The sequence below is a fragment of the Brevibacterium ihuae genome (assembly GCF_900184225.1).
In the GTDB taxonomy this organism is placed as follows: Bacteria; Actinomycetota; Actinomycetes; order Actinomycetales; family Brevibacteriaceae; genus Brevibacterium; species Brevibacterium ihuae.
Genome location: NZ_FXWZ01000003.1, coordinates 980,262 through 994,663 on the forward strand (window position 1 = coordinate 980,262; position 14,402 = coordinate 994,663).

Here is a 14,402-nt window from a genome sequence, read left to right on the forward strand (position 1 = left end):
GGCATGTCCTTTCGTCGGGTGCGTCAGAGTCCTCGGCCTGCGAGGAGCTGCTGCTTCGGGGTTTCGGTGGAAGTCGCGCTGAGGTGGCCGAAGGCGCCTCGGTAGGCAGCCGCCGGATGGGAGTCGGGAAGCCGGTCGGCCCCCGTCACACGCGCGCGCAGGCTCGTCGGGCGGCGGGTCTGCTCCTCCTCCGCGGTGCGGGCGAGTCCACGGCTGCGCAGAACGGGCAGGACGTGATCGATGAACTCGTCGTAGCTGCCCGGGATCGTCGAGTTGATGACATTGATCCCATCGATCCCCGCGTCCTGCCAGGCTTCGAGCTCATCGGCGATCTGATCGGGCGTGCCGACGATCCTGGTCGCATGGGCACGGAAGTGGGCGAGGTCGCGCAGGGTGACGCGCCCGTTGGGTGCCATCGCTCTGAGCTCCGAGAGGTGTCCCTGGGCACCCTCGGTGTGCTCGAGATCATCCAGCGGGGCGTCGATCGGCAGGTGACCCACGTCGACCCCCAGGCTGCCCGCGGTGTGCGCGATGAGGGCGTGGATGTCGAGCGAGTTGTCGAGGTCCTCCGCCCGAGCCCTCGCCTCGGCTTCCGTCGAACCGACCACGAAGGAGAGTCCCTGGATGAACTTGACGTCCTCGGGCCGGCGCCCGGCCCGTGCGGCACGCTCCCTGACGTCCTTCGCATGTGCAGCCGCGATGTCGCGCCGCGGCGCCATGGAGAAGGTGGCCTCGGCATGTCGGGCAGCGACGTCCCGACCGCGGGACGAGGACCCAGCCTGGAACAGGAACGGCGTGCGCTGCGGCGAGGGCGCCGAGAGATGAGGGCCCTCGACCCGGTAGCGGGCGCCAGTGTGCTCGATCTTGGCCACCTTGTCCGGATCCCCGTGCAGGCCGCGTCCTCGGTCGTGCTCCAGGTGCTTGTCCTGCACCAGCGCACCGTCCTCCCACGAGCCCTCCCAGAGCTTGTAGCAGACCTCGAGGTACTCCTCCGCCCAGTCGTAGCGGTCGTCGTGCTCGGCCAGTCCGTCGCTCCCGAAGTTCCGGTGGGCGTTCTCCGAGGCGCTCGTCACCACATTCCAGCCCACGCGCCCTCCGGAGAGGTGGTCGAGGGTGGAGAGCTGGCGGGCGAAGGCGAAGGGGTGCGCCTGGATGACTGACGAAGTGAGCGCCAGTCCGATCCGATCGGTCACCGCCGCGAGCGCGGAGATGAGCACGAGAGGGTCGTTCGCCGGGATCTGCAGCCCCCGGCGAACATGAGACGCCCATCCGCCCTCGTGGTCGCCGTAGAGCCCGACGACATCAGCGAAGAAGGCGATATCGAATCCGGAGCTCTCGAGCCGCTGCACGAGCGACACCCAGTGCTGCAGCTCGTTGAACCGATGCTGCTGCGCCTCGGGACGGCGCCACGCGCCGCCGATGATGTGGCTCGTGGTGTTCATGAGAAAGGCGGAGAGAATGAGGGGGGAGCGGGACACGTCGGACCTCCAGGGGGTCAGGAATGCGGTCGGCGGGCCGGCGGCCTGCCGTAGCGTAGTGGGAATCACAGGTCCGAGGAGACCGACCAGATGTTGATGCCGGCCTCGCCCCGGGTGATCTCGTCGATCTCGGCGAGCTCCTCGCTGCTGAAGGACGTCGAGGACAGCGCTCCGAGGTTCTCGTCGAGCTGCGCAGTGGATGAGGCCCCCAGCAGTACGGAGGTCACTCCACCGTCGCGGAGCAGCCAGGCGATCGCGAGCTGGGCCAGAGTCTGCCCACGCCGCCGAGCGACCTCAGCGAGTCTGCGCAGGCGGTCGAGATTGTCCTCGCTGAGGTGGTGAGCGGGCAGCGAGGTGCGCCCCCCGGCAGGCTCGGCATGGGGGTCCTTCAGGTACTTGTCCGTGAGCAGCCCCTGCGCCAGAGGGGTGAAGGCGATCGACCCGAGTCCCGTCTCTTCGAGGACGTCGAGCAACCCGTCCTCGACCCAGCGGTTGAGCATCGAGTAGGCCGGCTGGTGGATGGTCAGCGGTGTTCCGAGCTCGGCTGCGATAGCCGCGGCTTGGGCAGTTCGCTCCGCCGAGTACGAGGAGATCCCGACATAGCGCGCCTTTCCGGAGCGCACAGCGGCGTCGAGAGCGCCGATCGTCTCCTCCAGCGGAGTCTCCGGGTCCACCCGGTGGGAGTAGAAGATGTCCACGTGATCGAGTCCGAGGCGGTGCAGCGACTCGTCCAGGCTGGACAGCAGGTAGCCGCGCGAGCCGAAATTCCCGTAGGGCCCGCGCCACTGGTCCCAGCCGGCCTTCGAGGAGATGATGAGCTCGTCTCGGTAGGGTCTAAGATCCTTCGCCAGGACGCGTCCGAAGTTCTCCTCCGCCGCGCCGGCGGGCGGCCCGTAGTTGTTGGCGAGATCGAAGTGCGTGATCCCGGAGTCGAAGGCGTGCCGGATGATGTCGCGCTGCGTCTGGAACGGGGTCGTGTCACCGAAGTTCCACCACAGGCCCAGAGAGATGGGCGGCAGGAGCAGCCCGCTGCGTCCGACCCGACGGTACCCGAAGCGGGAGTACCGATCGTCGGCGGCTGCATACGGGGTGTGGGTCTCGGTGCCCCAGGCGGAAACGTCGACTGTCTGCGTCATATGTGCTCCTTCGTGGTCAGGTGTAGAGCGAGAGTGGCTGGAACTCGCCGTTGAGGTAGTGAGCGCCCACCTCGAGCTTCTTGTAGTCGACCGGGTCGTGCAGCGAGTGCGTGCGGATGTTGCGCCAGAAGAGATCGAACCCGATCGACGAGGCGGTGCTCGAGGTGCCGGTGGCCTCGAATATCCGGTTCGTCAGGTCCGTGGCGACATCGGAGGAGACGACCTTGAGTTCAGCGATCTCGATCGCCAGTTCACCACGCTGCTCGGAGGTCACCTCCCGGCCCAGGCCGATGACCTCGTCGAATCGTCGATTGACCCTGTCCGCCAGGGCGGAGACCGCGGCTGTGCGCGACTTGAGCTCTCCGTAGAGCCGCTGGACGAAAGGGTCGTGCCGGTACTGCTCCGCCGAGGACAGGAACCACGCGTTGGGCCGCTTGTTGGTGAGACTGCGCCCGGTTTCCAGCGCTCCCTCCGCGATGCCCAGATAAAGGTTGCCGAAAGCCAGCTGGATGCCCGGGGTGACGAGCGTGGAGAACGGCTCCTCCCCGAGGAAGCCGAGGAAGTCGGATTCCTCAACCCGCACATCGTGGTAGATGACGGTGTTCGACGACGAGAGCCGCTGGCCGAGGAAGTCCCAGTCGTCCACGTACTCCACACCGTCCCGGTCGTGATCCAGGACAAGGGCCCCGACCTCCCCGGCTCTCGGCCCTTCGGAGACGGTGGCGTTGACGAGGAGAACATCGCCGACCGCCGAACCCGTCGAATACCTCTTCTTCCCTGTCAGGCGATATCCGTTCGCCTCCGGGACCAGGACGAGATCGGGATCGGTCGGGTTGACCGAATCGCCCCAGATCCACCTGCCCTCGATCGTCGTCCGGTGCCACCGCTCACGGTCGGCGGGGTTCGCGATGTTGAAGACGACGTTGGCTGCGTTGATGTAGTGGTAGGCCAGGACCTGGGCGATCGAGGCGTCGGCGCGCGCGAGAACCCGCACGACGAGGAACGCCGTCTCCCAGTGGGCACCTCCCCCACCGAACTCCTTGGGCTCCAGCAGGGTCACCAGCCCGGACTCCTTGAGCAGGTGAACCTCCGAATGCGGGGTCCGGTTGGCACGGTCGCGGGCGACAGCGTCAGCAGCGAGGGTGTGCGCCACGTCCTCGGCGACAGCGGTCCACGCGGCGATCTCCTCCGCAGAGGCCGCTCCGCTCCAGTGCGAGCGCTGGGCGATAGTGTGCTCTGTCATTTCGATGCTCCTTCAGGTACGCCCACACTCCAGAGGCGGACAGGATCCGTGCCGCTGACGCGATGGTCACCGGCTATGCGTGCTTTGTAGACCCAGGGGTTGTGGCTGGTCACAGTGCGCGCGTTGCGCCAGTGACGATCCAGCGCCTTCGCACCGTCGACACCGGATGCGCCGAGCGCGTCGAAAATCCGCGTCACAGCTTCCAACACCGGCCTGTGCAGGGCCACCTGTGCCCGCGCCGTCGCCAGTTCGGCGGCGTTCGCCGCTGCGATCTGCGCTGCTTCATCAGCACCGCGTGCAGCGAAGGCGGCGTCGAGCGCGCGTGCGGTCTCCAGCACCTGTGCCCGCGCCAGAGCTGCGGTTGCGTCCACCTCACCGACCGCCTGCAGGAGCTGCGGGTCGGAGGCGGGTGAGGTCGAGTTGGCATGTGTGTAGGTCCGCCTCCTGGTCAGCAGCGATTCGGCGACATCTCGCGCGGCTGCCTCGGCGATGCCGGCGAGCACGATGAGGAGGACATGCTGGTACAGCGCAGTCTGGTAGGGGAAGCGGTCCGCGAGCAGGCGCACCTCGTACTCGGCGACCTCCGCGTCGGTGAGGGTGGCGGTGCCGGACCCGGTGGTCCGCTGACCGAAGCCCGTCCAGTCATCCTCGATGTGGACTCCAGGCTGATTCCTTCGCACCAGCACTGCGAGCTCGTTGCCGTTCTCGTCCCTCGCGGTGACGTCGAGCCAATCGGCGAAGATCGACCCGGTCGTGTAGTACTTCACGCCATTGACCACCGGCCCCTCCGGCCCCTGGGATACGATCGTGCCGGAGCGGTTGTAGCCGCCTGAACCCGGTTCCGTCCAGGCATTTCCGGCGATCTCTCCCGTCCGGAAGCGCTCCAGCCAGCTCGCGGCAGCCTCGCCATCGACGCCCCGCCAGAGAACTTCTTCCTGGACCGCCAGATGTCCGCGCAGCGCCTGCGGAATGTTGCTGTCCTGGGCAGCGAGCTCCAGCAGCACTTCGGTGGTGTGGACCCAATCGAGTCCGAACCCTCCGAAGGCCGCAGGGATTCGCAGACGTCCGATCCCCTCGTCCGCGAGCGAGCGGATCACGTCGACGGGCAGGGCGCGCTCGACCTCTCGTCCACGGGCGCTCTCACCGGCGCGCCTGATGGCGCCGGCGAGCGACTCGGGCACAGGCAGGGATGCAGCCACTCGTCCTCCTCGCTGGGGATGAGCACCTCGAGCAGGCGGAAGTGCTCACGGTGCCGCGACGTCGTAGAGCCAGATCTCTCGGTCGCTCGGGCAGGTTTCGGATTCACTATGGGGCTGCTTCTCCATGGTCGTTATGAGAATCGTCACGCCGCGTCACGCCGCGTCATGCAGGCACATGAAATTTGGAATCGCCCGGCACGCGCCGCTTAAGTTGAGTGTCGGCCGCGACGTTCTATCTCATCCGACCTGCGGTGATACTCGGAATCTCGGCTTCGACTCGACTCATGGGAAAGGGGATGTGGTGGGCTCTGTTCTCTTCGACGATGTGACCCTGCGCTATTCCGCGGACAGGCAGCCGGCCCTCGATGGTTTCACCCTCGACATCGAGGAGGGTGACTTCCTCGTACTGGTCGGGCCGTCCGGATCCGGGAAATCAACGGCGCTTCGCATCCTCGCTGGACTCGAGCGCCCCACCTCGGGCACCGTCCTGGTCGACGGAGAGGATGTCACCAGGGTTGAGCCCGCACATCGCGACCTGGCGATGGTGTTCCAGAATTACGCGCTCTATCCCCACAAGTCCGTTGAGGACAACATGAGCTTCTCCCTGCAACTGGCGAAGGTGCCCAGGGACGAGATCCGCCGCCGCGTCAGCGAAGCGGCCGAACTGCTCGAGCTGAGCGATCTCCTCCGCCGACGGCCCCGGGAGCTCTCCGGCGGCCAGCGTCAACGGGTGGCGATGGGGCGGGCGATCGTGCGAGAGCCCACGGCATTCCTCATGGACGAGCCGCTGTCGAACCTGGATGCCACTCTGCGCGTGCAGACGAGATCCCAGATCGCGGCTCTGCAGAAGCGCCTGGGGACGACGACCGTGTACGTGACCCATGACCAGGCCGAAGCGATGACGCTCGGCCACCGAGTCGCGGTGCTGCGCGATGGGAGGCTGCATCAGGTGGCCCCGCCCCGGGAGCTGTACGAACGCCCGGTGAATGCCTTCGTCGCCGGCTTCATCGGCTCTCCCGCGATGAATCTGCTCGACCTGTCGCCGGAGGACCTCGGTCGGCTGCTCGGCGGGAGCGCAGTGCCGGCGCCGGCGTCGGCGGGCACTGCGAACGTGATCATCGGCGTCCGCCCCGAGCACTTGGCTGTGGAGGTTGATGGAGGTGGACTGCCGCTGCGGATCGAGCTGATCGAGGAACTCGGCGCCGACGCCTTCATCCACGGCCAGAGCGAGAACTCACGTCACGGACAGCGGATCGTCGCGCGGCTGCTGTCGGATGCACGGCCGGCAATGGGTGATGTCGTCCGTGTCAGCACCGACCCGTCACGCCTCCACTTCTTCGACCGGGAGACCGAGTTGCGAATCGACGTATGACATTCCGGGTGACCGGATCCGTTCTTTGCGGCCGCATTGGACTTCCTCCGGACGGAGCTGATTGCCTGGTGAAGGGCTCTGGATACAGTTTTGCGCGCCGCGCGCCGCATCGCATCGCACGAGTATGCGCGACGGGGTATGCGCTCATGGACAGTCGAGCCGAGGGCGTGTGCAAGATCGCGCTCGACCCGACGCAGTGAGCGGTCACACTGACCCGACTCGCTGAGCGGCCGGGTTCTCGAGCGGCCAGGATGGCCGGATGGTGAGCGATCGGGGCGAGTGTCGGCGACTGGTGTCGGTGCCAGGTGCCCGGCTCCTCTGCCGAGGTGCCCGAAACACGGCGCACGCGACCGGTCAGCAGTCGTCCAATGCGCTCTCGCGCCGCTGCTCGGCCACGCACCGGATCGAGGCCTCGACACCATCGACGAGTTGGTCGATGATGAGCCCCGAGTCCTTCACCGCTGCGCCCGCGTCGGTCTCCGCACCCACCCCGGCCCGTCCCCGGTTCCGCACGGCGGGCAGGTGGATAAAGGTCCCTGGGACCTCGGTATCCCGCAGCAGCGTGCGGAAAGCGGCGTTGCAGAGGAACGCCCCGGCGGTCTCGGAGACCTGAGCCGGGACGCCGACGGCCCGGATCGCCTCGGCCAGCGGAGCGGGATCGATGCGCGTCTCGAGCCATTCGGGACCCGCATCGAGCGGGGAGGCGGGGCGGACGACACCCGCATTGTCGGGGATGCGGCCGGCTCCCCGGTTGTGCGCGCGGCGCTCCGGCGTGACTGCGGTGCGGCTACCCGCCTCGCCGAGGGAGAGGATCACCTCGGGTCGGTGGGCGGCGATCGCGTCGAGGAGCGCGGGACCCGCTCCGGCCCAGGTGCACGGCAGGATCGCCGTCGCGAGCTCGACGCCCGGGCACGGTGCGCGCTCCCGCAGGCGCTTCACCACCTGCTCGCTGGCGTTCTCCTGGTCACCGCCGAAGGGTTCGAAACCGGTCACGAGGATCCTCATGCGGCAACCGTAGTCGAGGAGCGGTCGGCGATTCACGCCCGAGCCCACCGCCTCGGTCCGCTCCCGAGCGGGATTCGCCGCCACCGGTTGACCTTCTCCCCGACTGACGTAAAGTGATACCTAACGATCACTCGGTCAGCACCGGGTCGAGATCAAGACACCTTGCCGTGCATCGAAGGAGATGTGGACGATGAAGCGAACCATGAAGAACCGTGCCCTCGTACTCGCCCCGAGCGCGGCGGCCCTGTCGCTCGTCCTCGGAGCCTGCGCCGGCTCGGCGGGGAACGGCGGCGGGAGCGGATCCGAGGCAGAAGGCTACGCCTTCGGCGCCTCGCAGGAGGACGTCGACGCCGCGATCGCCGACCTCGACCCCGTCGAGCTCGTGTTCCAGGCGTCGTCCGCATCGCCGGAGTCGATCGTCGCGAAGTCGAACATCGCCTTCGCCGAGGCGGTCGAGGAGCGCTCGGGCGGCAAGATCACCCTCGATGTCGTCTGGGGGCAGGCGATCGCCGGCTACTCCGAGGTCGACGATGCATTGGCCGACGGCCGCGTCGACATCTCCTACACCCAGCCGATGTACGAACCCACGGAGTACTCCGGCAACGACCGGCTCATCGCCGCCTCGGGCGCGCTCCCGCAGTCGCCGATGGTCGGCGAGCTGATCTCCAACGCCGTCCTCGCCGACCTCGCGTGGCAGAGCGATCAGATCACCGAGGACTTCGAGTCCAAGGGCCTCACCCCGCTGCTCCCGACGACGCCCAACAACGGCTACTACTCGCTGTGCACCGAACCGGGCACCGACCTCCAGGACTACAACGGCCGGCAGGTGCGGATCGGGGCCGCCCCGCACGCCACCCTTGCCGAGAAGCTCGGGGCGTCCCCCGTCTCCCTCGAGTACGTCGAGGCGTACGAGGCGCTCCAGCGCAACACCATCGACTGCAGCTTCACCCCGTTCAACGCCGCCGTCCAGGCGGGCTTCCACGAGGTGGCGCCGCACGTCGGCTACGCCACCGACGAGGGGATGCCGAAGGGCTGGGGCTCCTACGCCGCCGGCATGAACTACCAGTCGCTGCCGCTGCCGTACCAGCAGATCATCTTCGACTCCCTCCAGCAGGTCGTGCAGGAGGGCCTCGCTCTCGCGGTCGACACGAACTACCTCGGCGTCAAGGGTGCCAAGGAGAACGGCGGTGAGGTCGCCGAGTACGGGCCCGAGGCGACCGAGGTCATCGTCGAGACGAACGACGAGCTCATGGCCGACGTCATCGAGTCCGACACCCTGGGCGACGACTTCGACGGCCGCATGGCCGAGGCGCTGGAGAAGTGGACCGGCGTGGTCGAGGAGCTCGGCTACGAGGACGGCGGGACGACTGCGGACATGGACTCCTGGTACACCGAGGGCGACGTCGACTTCGCCCCGATCGCCGAGCGCCTGTTCGAGGACGTCGTCGCCCTGCACCGCCCGGAGTGAACTCGCAGTCGGACACCGCTGACCCCGAGTGCTGGGCCGAAGTCCCGTGAATCCCACACCGCCCTCTGACCGGCCCACGGTCTGGCCGCTGTACGTCGTGACGTTCCTCGCGACGTACACGATCGCCGTCGCCTCGATCTCGGCTCCGGGCATCCAGCACTCGCTCGAGATCCCGGAGACCCGCACCTCCCTGGTCATCGGGGCGTACTCGGCGACCTTCGCCGCCGGGCTCATCATGAGCGGGCGATTGGGCGACCGCTACGGACGCCGCCGGATGTTCCAGCTCGGCACTGCGGGCCTCGCGATCACCGCGTTCCTCACCGCCGCCGCGCCGAACCTCGAACTCCTCCTCATCGCCCGCCTCCTCCAGGGCTGCGCGGCCGCGGCCACCACCCCGCAGGTGCTGTCGAGCATCCAGGCGATCCTCACCGGCGAGCGGCGTCTGCGCGCCGTCGGCCTCTACAGCGTCTTCGCCGGCAGCGGCACCGTGGGCGGGCAGGTGATCGGCGGCGTCGTCAACAGCGGCTTCGGCCCGGAGTTCGGGTGGCGAGCAGCGTTCGGCAGCGTCGGTGTGCTCGCGATCTTCGCGTGGGTCGGCGCCCGCTATCTCACCGAGACCCGCTCCCCGAACCCCATGGGACTCGACCTCCGCGGCTCGATCATCCTCGGCATCTCGCTCTTCCTGCTCATCGCCGGGCTCACGAACAGCGCGGGGATCGACCTCGGTTCCCCGCTCTCACCACCCGGCCCCCTCGTCAGCTCGGCCGTCCTGCTCGCGGCGGCCGCCCTCGGCCTCGGCCTGCTCGTTCCCCATTCGCGCGGCCGGGAGCGCGCCGGGAAGCCCTCGATCCTCCCTGCCCGGGTCATGCGCGAACCCGGCGTGCGCCTGGGCGTCACGCTGTCCTGCCTGCTGTTCCTCATGATCGGCGGGTTCATGTACAACTTCGCGATCCTGTCGCAGATCGGGCTCGGCTACACACCGCTGGAATCGGGCCTCGCGACCCTCACCCTCGCACTCGCCTTCGTCACGAGCTCGGCGATCGCCCCTCGCCTCGTGTCCCGCGCGGGAGGCCCGGCCCGCGGCGGACCTCGCGTCCTCCTCTTCGCCTCGGTGCTCCAGGCCTGCGGGCTCGCGAGCGTCGGCCTCATTGCGCTCCTCGGGCTCAGCCCGTTCGCCGCCTGGTTCATGGTCGCCGCCGTGCTCATCGGCGGAGGTCAGGGGCTCATGCTCGGTCCGCTCGTCTCCGTCGTCATGACCGCCGTCCCCGACGAGGTGGCCGGTCTCACCGGCGGACTCATCGCCACGGCGCAGCAGACGGGGATCGGGCTCGGCATCGCGATCCTGTCGACGGTGTTCGCCGGACTCGCCCAGATCCTGCCGATGCCCACCGCCTACGGCATCACCACCCTCGGCACCGTCGTGCTCTCGCTCGTCTTCGCATTCGTGACCGTGCGCCTGAGAGCCCACGGCCGAGGGGTCTGACGACATTCCTCAGCCGAGTGGTCAGTTAATCCCGTCGAGTGGTCATGTTCGGTCGAATACTGGCGAGTATTCGACCGAACATGACCACTCGACGGGAGGTCCGGGCAGGGAGTCGTCCCTGCTCGGGGAGCTAGTCCCCGCTCGTGAGGAGGTAGGTCTTCTTCCTCTGGCGGTAGCTGCCCGAGCCCGAGGAATCCCGGTCCGAGGCGCTCGAGCCACCTGAGCCTGAGCCACCGGAACCCGAGCCCGTCCCGCCCGAGCCGTAACCTCCCGAGCCCGGTGAGCCACCATCCGTGCCGTCGGACTCGCCGCGGATCGCGGCCTCGGCGGCACCCTCCGGTCCCTCGAACCTCCCGAGCTTCGACGGCCACCACACCTTCTTGCCGATGTCGTAGGTGAGCGCCGGGACGAGCAGGGTGCGCACGACGAAGGTGTCGAGCAGCACGCCGAACGCCACGATGAACGCGAGCTGGGCGAGGAACAGGATCGGGATGACGGCGAGCGCGGCGAAGGTCGCGGCGAGCACGACGCCGGCCGAGGTGATGACCCCGCCGGTGACCGCCAGCCCGCGCAGCACGCCGGCGTGGGTGCCGTGGACCAGCGACTCCTCCCGCACCCGCGTCATGAGGAAGATGTTGTAGTCGATGCCGAGCGCCACAAGGAACACGAACCCGTAGAGCGGGACCGCCGGGTCCGCGCCGGGGAAGTCGAAAATCCCGTTGAACACGAGGGCGGACACGCCCATCGCCGTGCCGAAGGACAGCACCGTGGTGATGATGAGCAGCACCGGCGCGAGGATCGAGCGCAGCAGCAGCATGAGGATGAACATGATGACGACGAGCACGATCGGGATGATGAGGTTCCGGTCGTGGATCGCGGCGTCGTTCGTGTCGATCGACGTCGCGGTCACGCCGCCCACGAGCACCTCGCCGGGCAGCTCGTGGAGCTCGTCGCGCAGCTCGCGCACCGTGTCCGAGGCCGCCGCGGAGTCCGCCGCCTGGGTCAGGGTTCCCTGGAGGAGCACCTGGCCGTCGAGCACGGTCGGCTCGAAGTCGGCCGGGTCCACGTCCGAGGCGCCCGCACCCTCCGGCGCACCGGCACCCTCCGGCGGTCCGGCGCCCTCGGGCAGCTCGATCTCGCCGTTCTCGTCGAGCGGGACCGTGCCGGCCGGGGAATCGGCGGCGGTCACGCTGACCTCGTCGATGTCCGCGCTGCCGGCGATGATCCGCGCTGCCTCGGGCATCTCGTCCTCGGCCACGATCGCGTAGACCGGGGACCCGGAGCCGCCCGGGAAGTGCTCGCCGAGCGCGGCCTGGCCATCGCGCGCCTCGGACTCGCCGAGCACGAGGTCGGACTGGGGAACGCCGTCGGCCTTGAGCTGCGGGACGAAGGCCGCGCCGATCGCGAGCACGATCGTCGTCGCGATCCAGATGGCGCGCGGCCGCTTGGCCACGGTGCGGGCGGCGTGCGCCCAGATGCCCTTCTTGGGCATCCCGTGCTCGGCCTCGACGGCGGCGGGATCGAAGTGGGGCCGCTTGGGCCAGAACGCCGCCCGGCCGAAGGTGTAGAGCATCGCCGGGAGGAAGGTCAGCGCAGAGAACATCGCGAACACGATGCCGATCGCGGCGACCGGGCCGAGCGTGCTGTTGGACTTGAGATCGCTGAGCAGCAGGCACAGGAGGCCGGCGATGACGGTGCTGCCGGAGGCGAGGATCGGTTCGATCGACCCGCGGATCGCCTTCCACGTCGCCGCCCACTTGCCCCGCTCGGCACGCAGCACCTCGCGGTAGCGCGCGACGTAGAGGAGGGAGTAGTCGGTGGCCGCGCCGATGACGAGGATGAAGAGGATGCCCTGCGTCTGCCCGCTGAGCAGGATGACCTCGTAGTAGGCGAGCCACCACACGGTGAGCAGCGCGACGCAGAGCGCGAACATCGAGGTCGAGAGCACGATGATCGGCAGCAGGATCGAGCGGTAGACGAACACGAGGATGACGAACACCGCGATGAGCGCGACCGCGAGCAGCAGGCCGTCGATCCCGGCGAAGCCGGCCGACAGGTCCGCGGTGAATCCCGCCGGGCCGGTGACATAGACGGTGATGCCGTCGCCCACCTCGACGCGCAGCTCGTCGCCGAGCTCGGGGATCACCTCGCCGACGTCGGCGTCCTCCTCGATCGGCACGAACGACTGCGCGGCGAGCCCGTCGTCGGAGGGGATCGCCGGGGACACGTCGTCGGCCACCCCGGTGACGGAGGTCGCACCGTCGACGGCCTCCTGGATCGACTCGAGCTGGGAGTCGGAGAGCTCGGAGTCCCCGACGAACACGACGACCGCGGGGATCGCGTCGCTGCCGGTGAACTCGCCCAGCCGCTCCTGCACCTGAGTGGCGTCCGAGGATTCGGGGAGGAAGGTCGTCTGGTCGTTCGACGACACCTCCTCGACCTTCCCGAAGTACGGCCCGCCGAGGCCGGCACCGGCCACCCACAGGACGATGAGGACGGCAGGGAGCAGGATGCGCAGCCAACGGGGCACGCGAGTCGCCATGAGGGGAGACCTTCCGGAGAATTTATCTAGCCTGGCAAACAATAAACCTAGCATGAGATCAACGGGGATAATATGACGGGATGACCGCGCCGGATCGCCCCGCTGCCGCCTCGCACGCCGAGGCCGGATCAGCGCGTCCGGAGACGCGCTCGGCACACGTCTACGACATCGCCTCGAACGATCCGGACAGCCGGCTCGTCAACCGCAGTCGCGTGTCCGAGGACGACCTCGCCCAGATCAGCGCGGTGATGCAGGCCATGGGGAACCTGCGTGATGCGGAGAACCGGCTCATGGAGGCCTCGCTCGACTACATGAAGCTCGGCCGCAACGACATGCGCGCCCTCCACTTCCTCATCGTGTGCGAGAACCGCGACACCGTCGCCACCCCGGGAGCCATCGCCGCGCACCTCCACGTGTCGAGCGCCTCGACGACGAAGCTCCTCGACCGCCTCGAACGGGCCGGGCACATCACCCGCTCCCCGCATCCGAGCGACCGCCGTGCGCTCGCCATCCGCATCACCCCGGAGACCCGGCACACCGCGATGGAGACCGTGGGCCGGCAGCAGGCCCGCCGGTTCGACGCCGCCGCCCGCCTCACCCCCGAGCAGCGCGCGGTCGTCATCGAGTTCCTCACCTCCATGGCCGCCGAGCTCGAGGGCGGCGACGACGCGTGGTGAGCGGCTCCGCCCGTTCCGAGCGCGTCCCGCCCGGACCCGCGCAGTCCCCGGTCGGACCCGCGCAGTCCCCGGTCCGCACCGCCCGGACCCGCACACGCATGCTCCCGCTCGGCATTCTCACCCTCGCGCTCGTCACCGCGGCCGTCCTCCGCCCCACCCCGCTCATGGTCGGGCTCGCGGTGCTCCTCGCCGCGATCGGTGCCGGACGCAGCCTCGTCCGCAGCGAGCCGTGGGGCCGGGCCGACGACATCACCACGGCCCGCCTCGGCCTCCTCCTCATCTTCACCGCGCTGATCCTCGGCGGCACCGGATTCGGGTGGGCCGCGGTCGCGGTCGCCGCGCTCGGCCTCACCCTCGATGCGGTCGACGGGAAGGTGGCCCGCAACGCCCGCTCGAGCGATCCCGGCTGCACCGATGCCGGTGCCGCCTACGACGAGTCCGTCGACGCCCTCGTCGTCCTCGTCCTGTCGTTCGGCCTCGTCCCGCTGTGGGGCTGGTGGTGCGCGCTCCCCGGTCTCCTGTTCTACGGGTTCCGCGGGGTCACCCTGCTCCGCCCCGCGTGGCGGCGAGCGCTCCCGCCATCTCGCGCCCGCAAGGTCGTCGCCGCGTCCCAGGGCGTCCTCCTGCTCACGGCCGGCTCCCCGCCCGCTCTCGCCGCCCCACCGCTCGGCGTGCTGTGCGCGGGTGCGGCGCTGCTGGCCCTCGGCTGGTCGTTCGGCCGGGACATCGTGTGGCTCGAGCGGCACCGCGCAGAAGGCCCAGGCACCTTGTCGGTTCCCGGGGCGCGGCCCCCGTAGAC

At 69.0% G+C, this 14,402-nt stretch carries 11 protein-coding genes; 5 read left to right on the top strand and 6 right to left on the bottom strand.

Going from position 1 to position 14,402, the window contains the following annotated elements:
• Positions 1-23: 23 nt before the first annotated feature.
• The 4 genes from C1A17_RS09755 to C1A17_RS09770 all read right to left on the bottom strand — a co-directional run bounded on the left by C1A17_RS09755 (position 24) and on the right by C1A17_RS09770 (position 5,056).
• On the bottom strand, positions 24-1,478 hold the full coding sequence (locus tag C1A17_RS09755) for an NtaA/DmoA family FMN-dependent monooxygenase (protein WP_265809048.1): 1,455 nt from the start codon (positions 1,476-1,478) through the stop codon (positions 24-26).
• A 65-nt stretch (positions 1,479-1,543) separates the two neighbouring features.
• Positions 1,544-2,614 (bottom strand): aldo/keto reductase, encoded by a 1,071-nt coding sequence (locus C1A17_RS09760; RefSeq protein ID WP_101652809.1) that lies wholly within the window; start codon positions 2,612-2,614, stop codon positions 1,544-1,546.
• A gap of 16 nt (positions 2,615-2,630) precedes the next feature.
• The gene (locus C1A17_RS09765) at positions 2,631-3,857 is read right to left on the bottom strand and encodes an acyl-CoA dehydrogenase family protein (protein ID WP_101652810.1); all 1,227 of its coding nucleotides are present in this window, start codon (positions 3,855-3,857) and stop codon (positions 2,631-2,633) included.
• Positions 3,854-5,056 carry an acyl-CoA dehydrogenase family protein gene (locus C1A17_RS09770; RefSeq protein WP_101652811.1) on the bottom strand — a complete coding sequence of 401 codons (1,203 nt, stop codon included), beginning with the start codon at positions 5,054-5,056 and terminating at the stop codon, positions 3,854-3,856. The genes C1A17_RS09765 and C1A17_RS09770 overlap by 4 nt, the downstream gene beginning before the upstream one ends.
• Positions 5,057-5,357: 301 nt before the next feature.
• Here C1A17_RS09770 and C1A17_RS09775 point away from each other — a divergent pair, with 301 nt between their 5' ends.
• Positions 5,358-6,428, top strand: a complete 1,071-nt coding sequence (locus C1A17_RS09775; protein WP_245873657.1) for an ABC transporter ATP-binding protein — start codon at positions 5,358-5,360, stop codon at positions 6,426-6,428.
• A 354-nt stretch (positions 6,429-6,782) separates the two neighbouring features.
• Here the strand turns inward: C1A17_RS09775 and C1A17_RS09780 are convergent, their stop codons facing one another.
• On the bottom strand, positions 6,783-7,433 hold the full coding sequence (locus C1A17_RS09780; RefSeq protein WP_101653633.1) for a pyroglutamyl-peptidase I: 651 nt from the start codon (positions 7,431-7,433) through the stop codon (positions 6,783-6,785).
• Positions 7,434-7,623: 190 nt separating this feature from the next.
• On the opposite strand from C1A17_RS09780, the gene C1A17_RS09785 reads away from it, so the two are divergent.
• Both C1A17_RS09785 and C1A17_RS09790 read left to right on the top strand, forming a co-directional pair.
• Positions 7,624-8,901 carry a type 2 periplasmic-binding domain-containing protein gene (locus tag C1A17_RS09785; protein WP_180953278.1) on the top strand — a complete coding sequence of 426 codons (1,278 nt, stop codon included), beginning with the start codon at positions 7,624-7,626 and terminating at the stop codon, positions 8,899-8,901.
• A gap of 46 nt (positions 8,902-8,947) precedes the next feature.
• On the top strand, positions 8,948-10,384 hold the full coding sequence (locus C1A17_RS09790; protein WP_180953279.1) for an MFS transporter: 1,437 nt from the start codon (positions 8,948-8,950) through the stop codon (positions 10,382-10,384).
• Positions 10,385-10,514: 130 nt separating this feature from the next.
• Here the strand turns inward: C1A17_RS09790 and C1A17_RS09795 are convergent, their stop codons facing one another.
• Positions 10,515-12,926 (bottom strand): MMPL family transporter, encoded by a 2,412-nt coding sequence (locus C1A17_RS09795; RefSeq protein ID WP_219618272.1) that lies wholly within the window; start codon positions 12,924-12,926, stop codon positions 10,515-10,517.
• Positions 12,927-13,006: 80 nt separating this feature from the next.
• Between C1A17_RS09795 and C1A17_RS09800 the strand changes: the two genes are divergently transcribed.
• Positions 13,007-13,603: a MarR family winged helix-turn-helix transcriptional regulator gene (locus tag C1A17_RS09800; RefSeq protein WP_101652814.1), complete on the top strand. Its 597-nt coding sequence runs from the start codon at positions 13,007-13,009 to the stop codon at positions 13,601-13,603.
• Positions 13,600-14,400, top strand: coding sequence for a CDP-alcohol phosphatidyltransferase family protein (locus C1A17_RS09805; protein ID WP_101652815.1), 801 nt, complete (start codon positions 13,600-13,602; stop codon positions 14,398-14,400). The genes C1A17_RS09800 and C1A17_RS09805 overlap by 4 nt, the downstream gene beginning before the upstream one ends.
• Positions 14,401-14,402: the final 2 nt, after the last annotated feature.